Source organism: Variovorax glacialis, from assembly GCF_051216375.1.
Taxonomy (GTDB): Bacteria; Pseudomonadota; Gammaproteobacteria; order Burkholderiales; family Burkholderiaceae_C; genus Variovorax.
Genome location: NZ_JBPJZT010000004.1, coordinates 551,933 through 567,037, shown reverse-complemented (window position 1 = coordinate 567,037; position 15,105 = coordinate 551,933). Strand labels below are relative to the sequence as shown.

Sequence of the window (15,105 nt, the reverse complement as noted above, 5' to 3'; positions counted from 1 at the left end):
CGCGGCGCGGGTCGAAACACGCTGCTGCCCTTCTATCGCTTGCGTCCGGCCTTGGGTGCGGCAACTGCCAACTCCCCCAGTTCGACGGTGACCTTCTCGATCGTTCCCGTGAAGGCAAAGGGCATCTTGTAGGTGAAGTCGATCGGCGAGCCGATGTCCATGCCCACGTCGAGACCCTCCCCCAGAGAGAACTGGATCGGGATCGTGCGCTCCAGGCGCCCCTCGGCGACCTTCCTGCCGTTCGCGCTCATCGTGAGGAGCCCGCCCTTGCCCATGCCGCCCCCGTCGTAGCTGAAGGCGACCACCACCTTGTTCCGGCCCTTGGGCAGCGGGTTCTTCGCGATGAAGGTCGGCCGGTCGATGCTCAGGTAGTTGTAGACGAAGGTCGGCTTGCCTTCGCGCAGGTAGAGGCCGTAGCCGCCTTCCAGGCCGCCATGGGTCACGATCATTCCCTCGGCCTTGCCCTCGGGCACGTCGAAGTCCGCCGTGATGGTCCACGACTTGTTGCACATCGCCGGCGAGGCCGCATCGGGGAGGCCGATGGTCCCGGGGTAGTAGGTCATTCGGGTGCGCCCGGCGATGAGGCTGGGCCGCCCCATCAGTTCGGCGTTCATGCGGATGGTGGCGCGCCAGTCGAGCGGCAGCACGTTGTACTTGGCCGCCTCCACCCACCAGAGGTCCTGCAGCTTGCGCAGCATGTCGGGATGCTTCTTCGACAGGTCGTTGGCCTGCGAGAAGTCCTCGTCGATGTTGTAGAGCTCCCAGGGCGCCTTGTCCGGGTCCCATTCCTGGCGGTTGGGATCCCACGGCACGAACGATGGCGACGATGCCATCCAGCCATCGTGGTACAGGCCGCGATTGCAGCCGAGCTCGAAGTACTGCGTCTTGCGCAGGCTCTTCGCTTCCGCGCTCGCGAAAGTGTGGGCGAAGCTCAGTCCTTCGATCGGCTTCTGCCGGATCCCGTTCAAGTCGGTCGGCGCGGTGATGCCGCACACCTCGTAGAGCGTCGGGACGAGATCGATGGTGTGGATGAACTGGTCGCGCAGGCTGCCCTTGTCCTTGATGCGCGCCGGCCACGAAATGATCATCGGGTTGCGCGTGCCGCCGAAATGGCTGGCGACCTGCTTGGTCCACTGGAACGGGGTGTTCATCGCGTGGGCCCAGGCGGACGGGAAATGGTTGAAGTGCTTTGGTCCGCCGAGTTCGTCGATCGCCTTGATGTTGTCCTGCCAGTTCTCGGAGAAGCCGTTGAAGAACATGTTCTCGCAGAGCGATCCTTCCAGCCCGCCCTCCGCGCTCGCGCCGTTGTCGCCGGCGATGTAGATGAAGATCGTGTTGTCGGCGTCAGGCAGCTGCTTGCAGGCCTCGACGACGCGGCCGAGTTCGTGGTCGCAGTGCGCCGCATAGCCCGCGAAGACTTCCATCATCCGCACGTAGAGGCGCTTCTGGTCGGCATTCAGCGAGTTCCAAGCCGGCAAGCCCTTCGAGCGCGTCGTCAGCTTGGTGCCCTTCGGGATCACGCCGAGCTTGAGTTGTCGCGCATGGGTCTGCTCGCGGTACTTGTCCCAGCCGCCGTCGAACTGGCCCTTGAATCTGGCGATCCAGTCTTCCGGCGTGTGGTGCGGCGCGTGGGTGGCGCCAGTGGCCACGTACAGGAAGTAGGGCCGGTCGGGCGCGATGCTCTTGGCCTGGCGGACCCATGCGATCGACCTGTCGGCGAGGTCGGTGGTGAGGTGGTAGTTCGGGTCCGTCGAGGCCGGCACCAGGTCGCGGTTCTGGAACAGGATCGGGTTCCAGTGGTTCATGTCGCCGGCATTGAAGCCGTAGAAGTAGTCGAAGCCGAGGCCGTTGGCCCAGCGATCGAACGGACCGGCCGCGCTGGTCTCCCACGTCGGCGTGTTGTGGTTCTTGCCGATCCAGGCGGTCATGTAGCCGTTCTGTCGCAGCACCTCGCCCATCGTGCCGCAGCTGCGCGGCAGGATGCAGGTGTAGCCGTCGTAGCCCGTGGCCAGTTCGGTGATGCCTGCGAAGGAGGCCGAGTGATGGTTGCGCCCCGTGATCAGCGCGGCGCGCGTGGGACTGCACAGCGCCGTGGTGTGGAAGCGGTTGTATCGCAGGCCTTCGGCGGCGAGCTTGTCCATCGTGGGCGAAGGGATCCCGCCGCCGAAGGTGCCGTACTGGCCGAAGCCGCAGTCGTCGATCAGGATCAGGACGATGTTGGGCGCACCCTGGGGTGCCTTCACGGGCTTCGGAAATTGCGCGGGGTCGGAATCGAGGTAGGTTCGCCCGACCTCGCCGGGGAAGTGGAAGTCGGGTCGGGGCAGGATCTCGGGCGTGCCGCCGGCAGGCGCGTCGAAGGCACTTGGCTTGGGTGAACCGGTCTTGTCGGACTTCTTTGCCATGACGTTCGCTCCTGGGAGGATCTGCGAGTCGGCCTTCAGGCAGAGAGTCCTCTGCAGCTTACGCAGGGCGCCAGAATGACCCGTGCGGTAAATGCGCGCAATTGCACCTTGGTGCACGGGTGCAGGCTCGGTCGGTCATGGTTGTCGAAGCTGAACGCAAAGTCGACGCGCATGAAAAAGCCCCGGCAAGCGGGGCTTTTCAGGACTTCGTGCGGATGACGGTGATCAACCGCGAAGCCATTTCTGGAGAGGGAGCATCCAGATCATCCGCTGCAGCCCGCATGAATGCTGGATTGTGCATGCCTCGCCAGACGCCGATACCAACGGATATACCAACAGCGCAGCGCCGCTGCGCGCTTTCAGGTTGACTGCTCGACTCGTAGTATCCACGTACGTCCACGGAGCACCTGATATGACCATCGAAGACGACTACCGCGCCCATAGCACGCTCACCAAGGACCAGATTGAGTACCTGATCGTCGTGAACAGCGTCGTGCGCAAGTTCCGCGACGCCGCCAACCCGCGCGGGCGTATCTACGAAATTCTTCCACGCAGCGAGACGCCAATCTTCAAAGCGTTTGAACAAGTCCGAACCTACTTGAAGCAGGCCGACATGCAATCCGATGCGCCTGCCGCATCGCGGTCCGAGGCCACGAGAGCGCGAGAAGCGGCGCTTCAGCAGCTTGCCGAACTTGAGCGGATTGTCGAGCGGGCGTTGACGAGCGCGCAGGAAGACTGGCGCGCGTTCTTGCGGCGGCTTCCCGATGCGCCGGCATGACCTTGTGCGGCGCGTGCAGGGGTGCCCCCGGGGGCTGGGGCGGAGGCATAGACCCCCACCACCCCCTTCAAGGTGTCGCTCTTAGTGGGGGAGCATTTTGAAACGGCTGGAGAATGCAAGGAACGGGTAGGGGCGTGCCACCAATGAACGAGCGCACGACCGCGCAGCCCTCGGCAATCACCTCCACGCTGCGGTCGCGACGATTCGAGCGTGCCGGCCCCAAGACATCCGCGTTGACGGCCAGTGCCTTCGCGTCAAACTTGCGATCAGCCGCGAGAGCCAGGATGGCGTCTTCGGCAGCCGAGCCCGTCCTTCTCGCGTTGACGATCCTCAATCTGCCACCTACAGGCGCAAGCAGCCGCAGGGCCGCATCGAGTTTGTCCAGTGCATACGTCAGCCCGCCCTGATCCGGCCCGTACAGCACCGACACCACGCGGCCCTCGCTGTGCACCGTTCCCGGCGGCCGAAGAATGCGCGCGGTGTCCGTCGTGCACGAAGAGTCGATGCGCAACCCGCATGCCGACCCGGCCGCCTGCAGCGCCTGGGCCACGGGCTCCCACGCCTGCGGCTCGACGTGCGCATCCAGCGGCCAGTAGAGATGCAAGCCCTCGCCGCTGGAGATCACCCAGCCCGGCCGGGGCAGCCCGCGCTTCTGCGCCTCCACTACCGCCGCCAGCGAATCCTCGCGCGTTGGGTACGACCCCTCGGGGTTCGCCGCCTGCTTCTTTCGACCGGCGTCGATGTCCAGGCGCAGCGCACGCAGCGCAAGTACATTCGCCTGCTTGCGGTTGTCGGGCGTCTTGAAGCAAGCGGTGCCAAAATAAACCCCGGTGCGCTCCCCTTGCTTGCGAGTAAGTGCAGCCAGCCCCTCCAGCGATTCCGTCCAGACGTGCTGGGCAGGAGGCAGAAGGAGCAGGCAAAAGTGCCCCTGCGCCGGCAGCACGCTTGCGTAGAAGGCTTCGAGCGTCGGCCGAGGGTTCACGGGCTCGCATGTCACGGTCCACTGCGCAGCAGACTCAGCTTTCTGCGCCGCGCGCCGCGCCACCAAAGACATCGGCGCGTTCAAGCGTCGCCCTCCGGCGCCTCTGCGTCCGGGTCCACCACCGGAAGCACGCTTGCGTAGAACGCTTCGAGCGCCGGCTGGGGCGCCACGGGACACTGCGCCGCAACCTCGTCTGCCCCCGCGTCGCGCTGCGCCGCGCGACGCGCCTGCAGTGAAATCACGCGGCTCACGCTTCGCCCTCCCCCGGCGCCTCGGCGTCCGCGTCCACCACCGGCAGCGCCTTCACGTCCAGCACGTCGCTTGCGTTCGCCTCCACCGGCGCGCTCACGAGTTCGGCATGAATGCTGCCAGCCGCCCCGAAGATGAAATTAAAGACCGGCAAATTCTCATCGCCGGTGCGCTCGGCCAGCCGCACCCGTTCGGCGTTCTCCAGGATGCGATTGATCGGCCGCATCAGTTCGGCCGCCTCGAACGCATCCACGGTGTCCGCCTGCGCGTCGATGCGCTGCAGCAACTTCACGGCGACGCGCCGCGCCAGCGGCACCACCAGAAGACCATCGGCGTGCGCGCGAGCCTCGGCGGCATCCAGGCGCGCGGCCATCTCCGGCAGGTCCAGCACCGCCTCGACTTCGGCGAGCGATACCCCACACTTCGCCGCCAGCACCACCTCGGCATCGTTCAGGTACGCAACCTCGGGATACATGCGCTCGATGTCGTCACACAGTTGCGCCTGCGACCTCGACGCTACCGGCAAGCGCGCGCTCATGCAGCCTCCTCGGGCTCTTGCGCCTCGCTCGCGCGCCATCGTGCAAGCAGGCACATCACTTCGGCGCCCGGAGCCGCACCGCAGCGCAGCGTCTCGCCCGCACGCCAGCGCGCGACCAGGGAATCCGCCTCGCCATCCGACACCGCCTCGCCCGCTCGTGCCGCATACCACCACGCGATCAGAGAACCTATCTCGCAATCCGGGTCGTCCCCGATCCGACACAACCCGGCATCTCGCGCTGCACGCCACCACGCGACCACGGCCGTCACTTCGACACTTCGGCGCCACCGTGCCCGCTCTTGCGCGCGCTGCAGTTCGCGTATCTCGTCCGGGGTCACCGTCTCGGTGCCCCCCGGCGCATATGGCCGCGCGTTCACGCGGCCTCCTCGGGCTCTTGCGCCGCGTGCGCGGCGATCCAAGCGCCCGGGTCGGCAACCCACTCGCGCACCTCGCTTGCGCGCCAACGGGTGAACCGCGCGCCGATGCGCACGGGCTGAGGGAACTTGCCCGTTTGCACTTTCTTCAGCAGCCAGGAGCGCTTGCCGCCAACGATCGCGCACACGGTCTCCACGCTCAACAGCGGGTCGATGGGGGTATCAGGGTGAGGGATGGTCTCAGGCACAGGCCGACTCCGTTCACTTGAACGTCTTGTCAGACCTGCTGCAGGCCCCATGCAAGGCGGGTGCGAAACCGCGAGGGCGCCAGTCAGACCGAAACTCGAACACCGAACTCTGTTCCTATGGTCACCCCGGCACGCAAAGGGGTTCAACTCGGCCAAGTCCGCGAATTGCACCCATCGTCGCCCATGTCAGTCCCCTGTCGTCCTCGGTCTAACCCTGTGCACTAGTTGACACTCTTGCGCTTCACGCCACCCGCGCAAGCTGCACGACCGGCCCGCGCGTGGCTGCGTCCAGATAGTCGCCCCACCACTGCATCAGCGTGCGCCGCTGCGGCAAGTAGGTCGCAAAGTTGTAGGCGGCGCTCACCTCATCGCGCTCGGCATGCGCAAGCTGCAGTTCGATGTGCGCGTGCTCGAAGCCGCGCTCGTGCAGAATTGTCGAGGCGAGACCCCGAAAGCCATGCCCGGTCATGCGCCCCTTGAACCCCATACGCTCCAGCGCCTTGAGGATCGTGTTATTGCTCATGGGCTTGCCGTGGTCCCGCTCACCGGGAAATAGAAGTCGCGCACGGTCCCTCGCCAGCGCCTCGTCGCCCTTGTCATTGCCCTTGACCTGCGAACCGTTCCCCGACACTGTTTGCAGAACCCGCAGCACCTCGACAGCCTGCGTGGACAGCGGTACGACGTGGGGCGTCTTCATCTTCATGCGCTCGGCCGGGATGTCCCAACGGGCCGCCTCCAGATCAAATTCCTCCCAGCGCGCTCCGATGAGTTCACCCGTGCGGACGAACGTGAGCGCCATCAGCTTCATGGCAAGACGCGTCACCGGCGTGCCCTGATAGCCCTCGATCTTGCGCAGCAGCGCCGGCAGTTCGCGCGCGTCGATCCGCGCGAAGTTCTCCTTCTTGCGCGGCCTGAGCACATCGGCCGGCTTGATGTCGGCCGCCGGGTTGCGGCTTGCCCCACCGATGCCGTGCGCGATTGCATGGCGGAACACCTGGGAACACATCTGCAGGCAGCGCTTGGCGATGTCCAGGGCGCCGCGCGCCTCGATGGCCTTGACCATGCGCACCAGTTCCGGCGCATCGATGCTCGCCACGGGCCGCGCGCCGATGGCCGGGAACACATCGGCCTCCAGTCGGGCAATCACGTACTGCGCATGCCGGTCGCTACGGGCGCTCTTCCAATGCTCATGCCACTGCCGTGCCACGGACTCGAATGAATGCGCGCTGGCTGCCTCCTGACGCGCCTTGGCGGCGTGACGCGCCTGCATGGGGTCAACCCCTTGCGCAAGCAGCTTGCGCGCGGCGTCGCGGGCCTCGCGGGCCTGCGCGAGCCCCACGTGCGGGTACGCCCCCAGCGCCATGAGCTTTTGCTTGCCCTCGAAGCGATAGGCCAGACGCCAGAGCCTGCTCGCGGCGGCGCCCGTAGCACTCGCGGTCGATGCTGGAGGGATGTGAAGTTGGAGGCCACCAGCGTCGGACAACTTTTGCAGTTTGTCAGTGGGCTTGGCCTTGCGGATGGCGGTATCGGTGAGCATGAGTGCGTCGCGGTTGGTTGTTGGGCAGGTGAACAAGGCGAGTGGTCCAGTTCTTCAACCGTGCCGTCTCCACCACTACCAATCGGCCACGGGTCAACCCGGCGCCGTACCAACACACGGTAGACCCGATACCAACATCCGTACCATCGAAGAACCGTGGATTGACAAACCCGCATGCGGACGCATACGGACGTAAAAAAGCCCGCCACAGAGGGAACTGTGCGGGCTTTCTATGTTTTCGTGGACCTATGCAGACCGTAAAAACTCACTTCTGGAGGAGAGGGAGGGATTCGAACCCTCGGTACGTTCGCACGTACGCCTGATTTCGAGTCAGGTACATTCGACCACTCTGCCACCTCTCCGGTGTCTGTCGAGCCCGAAATTATAGCAGCGCCCGCGGGCCTCTTTTTCAGCCGCGCAACACTTCGATGCCGCCCAGATAGGGCCTCAGCGCGATCGGCACCTTGATCGAACCGTCCTCGCCCTGGTGGTTTTCGAGCACGGCCACCAGCGTGCGGCCGACGGCCAGGCCCGATCCGTTGAGCGTGTGGACGAGCTCGTTCTTGCCCTGCGCGTTCTTGAAGCGGGCTTGCAGGCGCCTCGCCTGGAAGGCCTCGCAGTTCGATACCGAGCTGATCTCGCGGTAGGTGTCCTGCGCCGGGAGCCACACTTCCAGGTCATAGGTCTTGGTGGAACCGAAACCCATGTCCCCCGTGCTCAGCAGGACGACGCGGTACGGCAATTCCAGCGCCTGCAGCACGGCCTCGGCGTGGCCGGTCATGGCTTCGAGGGCTTCGTAGCTCTTGTCCGGATGCGTGATCTGGACCATCTCGACCTTGTCGAACTGGTGCTGGCGGATCATGCCGCGCGTGTCGCGCCCGGCGCTGCCCGCTTCCGATCGAAAGCACGGCGTGTGAGCGGTGAGCCTGATCGGCAATTGCGCCTCGGCCACCACCTCGTCGCGCACGAAGTTCGTGAGCGGCACCTCGCTGGTGGGGATGAGGTAGAGCGCCGAATGGTCGGGCGCGGGCTCGCCGTCCTGGCCACCCTTCTTCGCGGCGAACAGGTCGCCTTCGAACTTGGGCAACTGGCCGGTACCGCGCAGCGTCTCGGCGTTCACGATGTAGGGCACGTAGCACTCGGTATAGCCGTGCTGCTGCGTCTGGATGTCGAGCATGAACTGGGCGAGGGCGCGATGCAGCCGCGCGATCGGGCCCTTCATCACGCTGAAACGCGAACCCGAGAGCTTGGCGCCCGTCTCGAAGTCCAGGCCCAGCGGCGTTCCGAGGTCCACGTGGTCCTTGGGCGTGAAGGTCAACGGCGACGCGGATGCGCCTGCGCCGCCCTGGGGGCTCCAGCGCCGCACTTCGACGTTGGCATGTTCGTCCTCGCCGACCGGCACGCTGGCGTGCGGCAGGTTCGGCACGGCCAGCAACAGTGCCTGGAGTTCGGGCTGGAGCGCATCGAGCCGGGTGGCCGAGGATTCCTGCTCCGCCTTGAGCGCGTTGACTTCCGCCATCAGCGCATCGACCGATTCGCCCTTGGCTTTCAGCGGCCCGATCTGCTTGTTGAGGGCATTGCGGCGCGCCTGGATTTCCTCGGTGCGGGTCTGCAAGGTCTTGCGCTCGGCCTCGAGCGACGTGAATCTGGCCACGTCGAGGTAGGGCTGGTCCTTTTTGCGCGTTTCGAGGCGGGAAACGACGGACGCGAGGTCCTTGCGTAACAGAGTGATATCGAGCATTTGCGGATTTTAGGTGCGCGTAGGATCGTGCTCCCCTGCCAGTTCACCTCAATGGAGATGCAATGGAAGCCTATCTGTCATTCAACGGAAACGCGGCGGAGGCGCTCGCGTTCTACGCCAAGTGCCTGGACGGCAAGATCACCTTCAGCATGACCTTCGCCGAAAGCCCGATGGGCAAGGACACGCCCGACTCGCACAAGCAGAAGATCATGCATGCCACGCTGGAGGCCCGCGGACACAAGATCATGGCGTCCGACCTGCCGCCGGGCTACCCCTTCGACGGCTACAAGGGCTTTTCGCTATCGGTGCAAACCAAGGACGTCGCGGAAGGCGAGAAGCTCTTCAAGGCGCTGTCCGAGGGCGGCAAGGTCACGATGCCGTACGCGGCGACCTTCTGGTCATCGGGCTTCGGCATGCTCGAAGACAAGTTCGGCCTGCCGTGGATGGTCAACTGCGAGCATCCGCCCGCCAGCACCTGAAGATCAGTTCAGCGTTGCCGGATCGACATTGGCCCCGCAGACGATGAGGCAGACCTTCTCGCCCTCGCGCGGCACGTAGAGGCCGGTTTGCAGCGCGGCCAGCGGCAGGGACGCGGCCGGCTCGACGGCCAGCTTCAGCTCTTTCCACATCCAGAGTTGGGCAGCGCGGATGGCTTCGTCGGGCAACAGGAGCGCATCGCGCACGTGGCGCTGCGTGATCTCCCAGGAGATCGCGCCGATGCGCCGTGCGCCCAGCGAGTCGGCCGCAACCCCGCCGACGTCGACGTCGACCGGCTCGCCGGCTTCGCGCGCGCGCACCAGCGTCGGCGCCAGTTCGGGCTCGAGTGCCACCACGCGGCTGCGCTGCTCGAACCAGGCTGCCAGGCCGCCGATGAGGCCACCGCCGCCGACGCTCACCAGCACGGAGTCCGGCAGGCCGCCCTGCTGCTCGATCTCGCGGCCGAGCGTGCCCGCGCCGGCAACCACTTCAGGCTGGTCGTAGGCATGCGTGAGCAGCGCGCCGGTTTCGCGCTGGCGTTCGAGACAGGCCGCCAACGCGTCGCCGTACGCTTCGCCGACGACGACGACTTCGGCCCCGAGCGCACGCAGCCGGGCCCGCTTGGCCTCGGTGGAAACCTTGGGCAGGTACACCGCGCAATGCACGCCGAGTGCCTGGGCGGCTGCGGCGGTCGCGATGCCGGCATTGCCCCCGGAGGCCACGATCGCGCCCGAGGCGGGAATGTCGTTGGCCAGCAGCCGGTTCATCATGCCGCGCGCCTTGAAGCTGCCGCTGACCTGCAGATGTTCGAGCTTGAGCCAGACTTCGACGCCTCGCACCTTCACGCCCAGCGCCTCGCCGGACAGCTTCCAGAGCGGCGTCTCGCGCAGGAAGTGCGGCGCCCGCTCGTGCAGGCGGTGCGATGCGGCCTCGATGTCGCCGCGCCAGTCGTGTGCCGTCGCGCTCACGAGATATGGCCCGGTGGCGGAATGTCGTCGAGCTTGAGGCCCTTGGGCAGCGGGAACTTGAGCGTTTCCTCGATGCCGTCCATCTTGCGCACGGAAACGGCGCCCAGCGCCTTCACGCGGTCGATCACCTCGCGCACGAGGATCTCGGGTGCCGAGGCACCAGCCGTCAGGCCGACCCGGGTCTTGCCCTCGAACCATTCGGGCTTCAGTTCAGCGGCCGAATCGACCATGTAGCTCTCCGTGCCGAGGCGCTGCGCGAGTTCGCGCAGGCGATTGCTGTTGGAACTGGTCGGGCTGCCGACCACGATCACGAGGTCGACCTGCGGACTCAGGATCTTCACGGCATCCTGCCGGTTCTGCGTGGCGTAGCAGATGTCCTGCTGCTTGGGCTCGCGAACGTTCGGGAAGCGCGCGCGCACGGCCGCGGAGATCTCGGCGGCGTCGTCGACGGACAGCGTGGTCTGCGTGACGACCGCGAGCTTGTCGGTCTGCGCCGGCGAGACATGCGCGACGTCCTCCACGTCTTCGACCAGGTGGATGCCGCTCGACAGTTGACCCATCGTGCCTTCGACTTCGGGATGGCCCTTGTGGCCGATCATGATGAACTCGTAGCCCTCTTTCGCCAGCTTCGCGACCTCGACATGCACCTTGGTCACGAGCGGGCAGGTCGCGTCGAAGATCTCGAAGCCGCGTTCGCGCGCCTCGGCCTGCACGGCCTTGCTGACGCCGTGCGCGCTGAACACCAGCGTGGCGCCCGGCGGCACGTCGGCGAGGTCCTCGATGAAGATCGCGCCCTTGGTCTTGAGCTCGTTGACGACATAGGTGTTGTGCACGATCTCGTGCCGCACGTAGATCGGCGCACCGAATTTCGCGAGGGCACGCTCGACGATCTCGATCGCGCGGTCGACGCCGGCGCAGAAGCCGCGCGGCTCGGCAAGGATGACTTCCTGGACCACGCTCACAGCACGCCGATCAGCTTGACCTCGAAGGTCACGGGCTGACCTGCGAGGGGATGGTTGAAGTCGAAGCGCACCGCGGTGTCGTTCGATTCGATGACGGCACCGGCGTAGCTGCCGGTGCCGTCAGGCGTCGGGAACTGCACGACGTCGCCCACGGCGTACTTCTCGTCGGGATCGCCCATCTGCGCGAGCAGCTTGCGCGCCACCCATTGCTGCATCTCGGGATTGCGTTCGCCGAAGGCGTCGCCCGCGGGCAGTTCAAAGGTGGCGTGGGTGCCCTCCTCCATGCCGATCAGCCGCTGTTCGACCGCCGGCGAGAGCTCGCCCGTGCCCAGCGACAGCGTCGCGGGCTTGTCCTGGAAGGTATTGATGATGTCGCCCGCAGGCCCGGCCAGCCGGTAATGCAGGGTGAGAAAGGAACCGGCCGTGACGACGGCGGCGGTGTGGGAGGAAGGCAAGGTGAAGAGTCCCGATAGACTGGGGCCCATATTTTAGGGAGTGGGGCTTGAACCCCAGAAGAGCCATGTCTTTCAAGGACCTGATCGAAGACGCGCGCCCGCGCGAGAAACTCATGGGGCTCGGCCCCGGCGCGCTGGCCGACGCCGAACTGGTGGCGCTGCTGCTTCGGACCGGCATCCCCGGGAAGAACGTGCTGCAGCTCTCCCAGGAGCTGCTCGACAGCTTTGGCGGGCTCACGGGCCTCCTCCACGCGGAGCTCGACGACCTCAAGCGCGTCAAGGGCCTCGGCGGCACCGCCAAGCGCGCCGAACTGGCCGCAGTCCTCGAACTCGCGCGCCGCGCATTGGCCGAGCGCCTGAAGGAACGCGCGGTATTCGATTCGCCCGATGCGGTGAAGCAGTACCTGCAGTTGCACATTGCCGCGCGATCCTACGAGGTGTTCGCCGCCCTGTTCCTGGACGCCCGGCACCGGTTGATCGCGATGGAAGAGCTTTTTCGCGGCACGCTCACGCAGACCAGCGTCTACCCGCGCGAAGTGGTCAGCCGGGCGCTGCATCACCATGCCGCGGCCGTGGTGCTGGCGCACAACCACCCGAGCGGCTGCGTGGATCCTTCCCGGGCCGACGAGTTGCTCACCCAGATGCTCAAGTCGGCATTGGCGCTGATCGACGTCCGGGTCCTGGACCACGTGATCGTGGCCAGGGGCAGTACGCTCTCGATGGCGGAACGCGGCCTCGTCTGAAGCGCGTGCGCTCCGCGTACCATCGTCCATCTTCCATGCCCGCAAAATCCAACAGTCTCAAGAGCCTTGCCGACCTGAAGCAGGTGCAACGGTCCCTCACCGAACAGCGCGAGCGTGACGCGGCGGAGGCCGCCGCGCATGCGGTGGCGCAGAAGAAGCGGGCGGCCGACCAGGACCTCTTCGCGCGCGCGATCGGCGCCACGAAGCCCCTGCGGCAGAAGGCCGCCGTGCCGCTGGCCCCGGAGCCGCCGGCGCCGATCCCGGTGCAGCAGCAGCTCGACGAGCAGCGCGTGCTGCGCGAGTCGCTCTCCGACGAGTTCGACGTCAGCACCCTGCTCGACGCCGACGACGCGATGAGCTTTCGCCGCCCCGGCATCAACACCGACGTGACGCGCAAGCTGCGCGCGGGCGAATGGTCCATCCAGCGGGAGATCGACCTGCACGGGCTGCGCAGCGACGAGGCGCGCGAGGCGCTCGGCGCCTTCATCCGCGATGCGTACAAGCAGGGCGTGCGTTGCGTGCGCGTGGTGCACGGCAAGGGCCTAGGCTCTCCCGGCAGACAGCCGGTATTGAAGGCGAAGGTGCAGCGCTGGCTGATCCAGAAGAACGAAACGCTGGCCTTCGTGCAGGCAAAGCCGGCCGAGGGCGGCGCGGGTGCGCTGGTGGTGCTGCTGGCGCCTTCGCGGCGCTGATCAGGCGATCGGGCGGTTCATTCGCCGCGGTTGCGCATCCAGTCGGCCGTCTGGAAGAAGGATCCGCGCAGGCGTTCGCGCAGGTCTTCGGGCACCCCGGCTTCGCCCATCGCCTGGTCCATGCAAGCGAGCCACTGGTCGCGTTCCCTGATGCCGATGCTGTGTCCGCCGATGCTCCGGGGCAGATGGCGCGCGCGCAGCATGGGGTGCCCGAAGCGGTCGGTGTAGTGCTGCGGGCCGCCGAGCCAGCCGCAGAGGAACCAGAAGAGGCGTTGCCGCGCGTTGTCGAGCGTGGTGCCGTGCACGGCGCGCAGTTGGGCGTAGGCGGGCTCGAGGTCCATGAGGTCGTAGAAGCGTTCGACAAGCGCATGGACCTTGTCTTCGCCGCCGATCCATTCGAAGGGTGTGTCGAAGGGCGGTTTGTCCTGGATTTGCATGGGCAACATTGTCTCCAAGACTTGCGGCACCATCGGGGGATGCGAGATTTGACCCCATCCTTCTCTGGCAGCGAAGCGTTGCCTGTCATCGACGTTTCGGCGCTGGTCGCCGACGCACCTGGGCGCAACGACGTCGCCGCGCAGATCGGCGCCGCGTGCCGCGCGCACGGTTTTTTCTATGTCACGGGCCATGGTGTGGACGAGGCGCTTGTGGAGCGGCTCGAAGGCCTGAGCCGCCGCTTCTTCGCGCTCGACGAGGCGACGAAGATGCAGTGGCGGATGGCCTTGGGTGGTCGCGCGTGGCGCGGTTACTTCCCGCTTGGCGGGGAGTTGACTTCGGGGCGGCCGGACTGGAAGGAAGGGCTCTATCTGGGCACGGAGCTTTCGGACGACCATCCATTGGTGCGCTCCCGGACGCCCGTGCATGGGCCGAATCTGTTTCCGGAGATCGAGGGATTCCGCGACACGGTGCTTGCTTATATCGATGCGGTCACGAAGCTGGGTCATCGGTTGATGGAAGGCATCGCCTTGAGTCTCGGCTTGCCGGCGACGTATTTCGCCGAGCGCTACACGGCCGTCCCCCTGATCCTGTTTCGCATCTTCAACTATCCGACGCAGTCGGTGCCGGAGGGCATGGATGTGCATTGGGGCGTCGGTGAGCACACGGACTATGGGTTGCTCACGATCCTTCACCAGGATGATGTGGGCGGACTGCAAGTGCGCACACCCGAGGGATGGATCGAGGCGCCGCCGGTGCCGCACTCCTTCGTGTGCAACATCGGCGACATGCTCGATCGCATGACTGGCGGGATCTACAAATCGACGCCGCATCGCGTGACGTGCAATACCTCGGGGCGCGACCGGCTTTCGTTTCCTCTCTTCTTCGATCCGAACTTCGAGGCTCGGGTGCAGCGCATCGACGGGCTGGTTGGGGCGGATGCGCAGGACGACAGCGCTGTGCGGTGGGACCGTGCCAATGTGCACGCGTTCAATGGCCGGTATGGGGACTACTTGCTGGCCAAGGTTTCGAAGGTTTTTCCTCAGCTTCGGGATGAGGTGCTTTAGCTTCTTGCTGCTTTTCTTTGGGGAGAGCGCCCGGTAGGCGGTGCGGGCCGGTCAACCCCGCTACGCCGGCCCTTCGGGCTCCCTTCCGGTGCTCGCTTCAGGCGGGGTCCGCGCAAACTCGCTCCACTTCGTTCCGCTCAGACACGCGCGGCCCTGATCCGCCTGAAGCTGCGCTCCTCAGCGGCGTAGAGGGGTCGCCCAACCCGCACCGCCTACCGGGCTCTGTCAAAGGTGCAACGGTTGTGGTCGTCTTTAACGTTGCAGCCTGCGCGCATTCACAACGGTTGCAGCGAACAGTTCAACCACAGCGTCCCAGCGTCGTCGGGCGGTGTGCCCTGTGCCGGCCGTTGAGGCACCGCCGAGCAGCGCAGCGGTACGCGGAAAAAGGGCCGCGCGTGTTTGAACGGAACGAAGTGGAGTGAGTTTGCGCGGACCCCGCGTACCGTGAGCAGCGCAG

Annotated in this window: 18 protein-coding genes and 1 tRNA gene; 6 read left to right on the top strand and 13 right to left on the bottom strand. The window is 66.0% G+C overall.

The window, feature by feature from the left end; all coding sequences use genetic code 11:
* Window positions 1–32 precede the first annotated feature (32 nt).
* The gene (locus ACSFBL_RS14490; RefSeq protein ID WP_435516475.1) at window positions 33–2,402 is read right to left on the bottom strand and encodes an arylsulfatase; all 2,370 of its coding nucleotides are present in this window, start codon (window positions 2,400–2,402) and stop codon (window positions 33–35) included.
* A 137-nt stretch (window positions 2,403–2,539) separates the two neighbouring features.
* Here ACSFBL_RS14490 and ACSFBL_RS14485 point away from each other — a divergent pair, with 137 nt between their 5' ends.
* Window positions 2,540–2,770 (top strand): hypothetical protein, encoded by a 231-nt coding sequence (locus ACSFBL_RS14485; protein WP_435516474.1) that lies wholly within the window; start codon window positions 2,540–2,542, stop codon window positions 2,768–2,770.
* Between the two features lie 44 nt (window positions 2,771–2,814).
* Entirely contained in the window at window positions 2,815–3,180 is a 366-nt protein-coding gene (locus ACSFBL_RS14480; RefSeq protein WP_435516473.1) for a hypothetical protein, read from the top strand.
* A 67-nt stretch (window positions 3,181–3,247) separates the two neighbouring features.
* On the opposite strand, the gene ACSFBL_RS14475 is transcribed toward ACSFBL_RS14480, so the two are convergent.
* From ACSFBL_RS14475 to serS, 8 genes are all read right to left on the bottom strand, one after another.
* On the bottom strand, window positions 3,248–4,246 hold the full coding sequence (locus tag ACSFBL_RS14475) for a hypothetical protein (RefSeq protein ID WP_435516472.1): 999 nt from the start codon (window positions 4,244–4,246) through the stop codon (window positions 3,248–3,250).
* A complete protein-coding gene (locus tag ACSFBL_RS14470) occupies window positions 4,243–4,413 on the bottom strand; it encodes a hypothetical protein (RefSeq protein ID WP_435516471.1) in 171 nt (56 codons plus the stop codon). Before ACSFBL_RS14470 ends, ACSFBL_RS14475 begins: the two co-directional genes overlap by 4 nt.
* A complete protein-coding gene (locus ACSFBL_RS14465; RefSeq protein WP_435516470.1) occupies window positions 4,410–4,949 on the bottom strand; it encodes a hypothetical protein in 540 nt (179 codons plus the stop codon). The genes ACSFBL_RS14470 and ACSFBL_RS14465 overlap by 4 nt, the downstream gene beginning before the upstream one ends.
* Window positions 4,946–5,326, bottom strand: a complete 381-nt coding sequence (locus ACSFBL_RS14460; RefSeq protein ID WP_435516469.1) for a hypothetical protein — start codon at window positions 5,324–5,326, stop codon at window positions 4,946–4,948. Before ACSFBL_RS14460 ends, ACSFBL_RS14465 begins: the two co-directional genes overlap by 4 nt.
* Window positions 5,323–5,571 (bottom strand): helix-turn-helix transcriptional regulator, encoded by a 249-nt coding sequence (locus ACSFBL_RS14455; RefSeq protein WP_435516468.1) that lies wholly within the window; start codon window positions 5,569–5,571, stop codon window positions 5,323–5,325. The genes ACSFBL_RS14460 and ACSFBL_RS14455 overlap by 4 nt, the downstream gene beginning before the upstream one ends.
* A 241-nt stretch (window positions 5,572–5,812) precedes the next feature.
* Window positions 5,813–7,108, bottom strand: a complete 1,296-nt coding sequence (locus tag ACSFBL_RS14450) for a tyrosine-type recombinase/integrase (protein WP_435516467.1) — start codon at window positions 7,106–7,108, stop codon at window positions 5,813–5,815.
* A gap of 272 nt (window positions 7,109–7,380) precedes the next feature.
* Window positions 7,381–7,470, bottom strand: a tRNA-Ser gene (locus ACSFBL_RS14445).
* 47 nt (window positions 7,471–7,517) lie between these two features.
* Window positions 7,518–8,849, bottom strand: coding sequence for a serine--tRNA ligase (serS, locus tag ACSFBL_RS14440; protein ID WP_435516466.1), 1,332 nt, complete (start codon window positions 8,847–8,849; stop codon window positions 7,518–7,520).
* A 62-nt stretch (window positions 8,850–8,911) separates the two neighbouring features.
* Between serS and ACSFBL_RS14435 the strand changes: the two genes are divergently transcribed.
* The gene (locus ACSFBL_RS14435; RefSeq protein WP_435516465.1) at window positions 8,912–9,328 is read left to right on the top strand and encodes a VOC family protein; all 417 of its coding nucleotides are present in this window, start codon (window positions 8,912–8,914) and stop codon (window positions 9,326–9,328) included.
* Between the two features lie 3 nt (window positions 9,329–9,331).
* Here ACSFBL_RS14435 and ACSFBL_RS14430 read toward each other — a convergent pair whose 3' ends face one another.
* Genes ACSFBL_RS14430 through ACSFBL_RS14420 form a run of 3 tightly spaced genes read right to left on the bottom strand, consistent with a single transcriptional unit; the run spans window position 9,332 to window position 11,741 of the window.
* Window positions 9,332–10,294 (bottom strand): threonine/serine dehydratase, encoded by a 963-nt coding sequence (locus tag ACSFBL_RS14430; protein ID WP_435516464.1) that lies wholly within the window; start codon window positions 10,292–10,294, stop codon window positions 9,332–9,334.
* Window positions 10,291–11,256 carry a 4-hydroxy-3-methylbut-2-enyl diphosphate reductase gene (gene ispH, locus ACSFBL_RS14425; protein WP_435516463.1) on the bottom strand — a complete coding sequence of 322 codons (966 nt, stop codon included), beginning with the start codon at window positions 11,254–11,256 and terminating at the stop codon, window positions 10,291–10,293. The genes ACSFBL_RS14430 and ispH overlap by 4 nt, the downstream gene beginning before the upstream one ends.
* A complete protein-coding gene (locus ACSFBL_RS14420; protein ID WP_435516462.1) occupies window positions 11,253–11,741 on the bottom strand; it encodes an FKBP-type peptidyl-prolyl cis-trans isomerase in 489 nt (162 codons plus the stop codon). Before ACSFBL_RS14420 ends, ispH begins: the two co-directional genes overlap by 4 nt.
* A gap of 35 nt (window positions 11,742–11,776) precedes the next feature.
* Between ACSFBL_RS14420 and radC the strand changes: the two genes are divergently transcribed.
* A complete protein-coding gene (gene radC / locus ACSFBL_RS14415; protein WP_435516461.1) occupies window positions 11,777–12,454 on the top strand; it encodes a RadC family protein in 678 nt (225 codons plus the stop codon).
* 35 nt (window positions 12,455–12,489) lie between these two features.
* A complete protein-coding gene (locus tag ACSFBL_RS14410; protein ID WP_435516460.1) occupies window positions 12,490–13,146 on the top strand; it encodes a Smr/MutS family protein in 657 nt (218 codons plus the stop codon).
* A 17-nt stretch (window positions 13,147–13,163) separates the two neighbouring features.
* On the opposite strand, the gene ACSFBL_RS14405 is transcribed toward ACSFBL_RS14410, so the two are convergent.
* On the bottom strand, window positions 13,164–13,583 hold the full coding sequence (locus tag ACSFBL_RS14405) for a group II truncated hemoglobin (RefSeq protein ID WP_435516459.1): 420 nt from the start codon (window positions 13,581–13,583) through the stop codon (window positions 13,164–13,166).
* A 78-nt stretch (window positions 13,584–13,661) separates the two neighbouring features.
* Between ACSFBL_RS14405 and ACSFBL_RS14400 the strand changes: the two genes are divergently transcribed.
* A complete protein-coding gene (locus ACSFBL_RS14400) occupies window positions 13,662–14,648 on the top strand; it encodes an isopenicillin N synthase family dioxygenase (protein WP_435516458.1) in 987 nt (328 codons plus the stop codon).
* The last annotated feature ends 457 nt before the right edge of the window (window positions 14,649–15,105 follow it).

Excerpts from the sequence above, each read along its gene's own strand:
- ACSFBL_RS14490 (WP_435516475.1), bottom strand. The coding sequence starts at position 2,402 with ATGGCAAAGAAGTCCGACAAGACCGGTTCACCCAAGCCAAGTGCCTTC.
- ACSFBL_RS14485 (WP_435516474.1), top strand. The coding sequence starts at position 2,540 with ATGGTTGTCGAAGCTGAACGCAAAGTCGACGCGCATGAAAAAGCCCCG.
- ACSFBL_RS14480 (WP_435516473.1), top strand. The coding sequence starts at position 2,815 with ATGACCATCGAAGACGACTACCGCGCCCATAGCACGCTCACCAAGGAC.
- ACSFBL_RS14465 (WP_435516470.1), bottom strand. The coding sequence starts at position 4,949 with ATGAGCGCGCGCTTGCCGGTAGCGTCGAGGTCGCAGGCGCAACTGTGT.
- ACSFBL_RS14450 (WP_435516467.1), bottom strand. The coding sequence starts at position 7,108 with ATGCTCACCGATACCGCCATCCGCAAGGCCAAGCCCACTGACAAACTG.
- serS (WP_435516466.1), bottom strand. The coding sequence starts at position 8,849 with ATGCTCGATATCACTCTGTTACGCAAGGACCTCGCGTCCGTCGTTTCC.
- ACSFBL_RS14435 (WP_435516465.1), top strand. The coding sequence starts at position 8,912 with ATGGAAGCCTATCTGTCATTCAACGGAAACGCGGCGGAGGCGCTCGCG.
- ACSFBL_RS14420 (WP_435516462.1), bottom strand. The coding sequence starts at position 11,741 with ATGGGCCCCAGTCTATCGGGACTCTTCACCTTGCCTTCCTCCCACACC.
- radC (WP_435516461.1), top strand. The coding sequence starts at position 11,777 with ATGTCTTTCAAGGACCTGATCGAAGACGCGCGCCCGCGCGAGAAACTC.
- ACSFBL_RS14410 (WP_435516460.1), top strand. The coding sequence starts at position 12,490 with ATGCCCGCAAAATCCAACAGTCTCAAGAGCCTTGCCGACCTGAAGCAG.
- ACSFBL_RS14405 (WP_435516459.1), bottom strand. The coding sequence starts at position 13,583 with ATGCAAATCCAGGACAAACCGCCCTTCGACACACCCTTCGAATGGATC.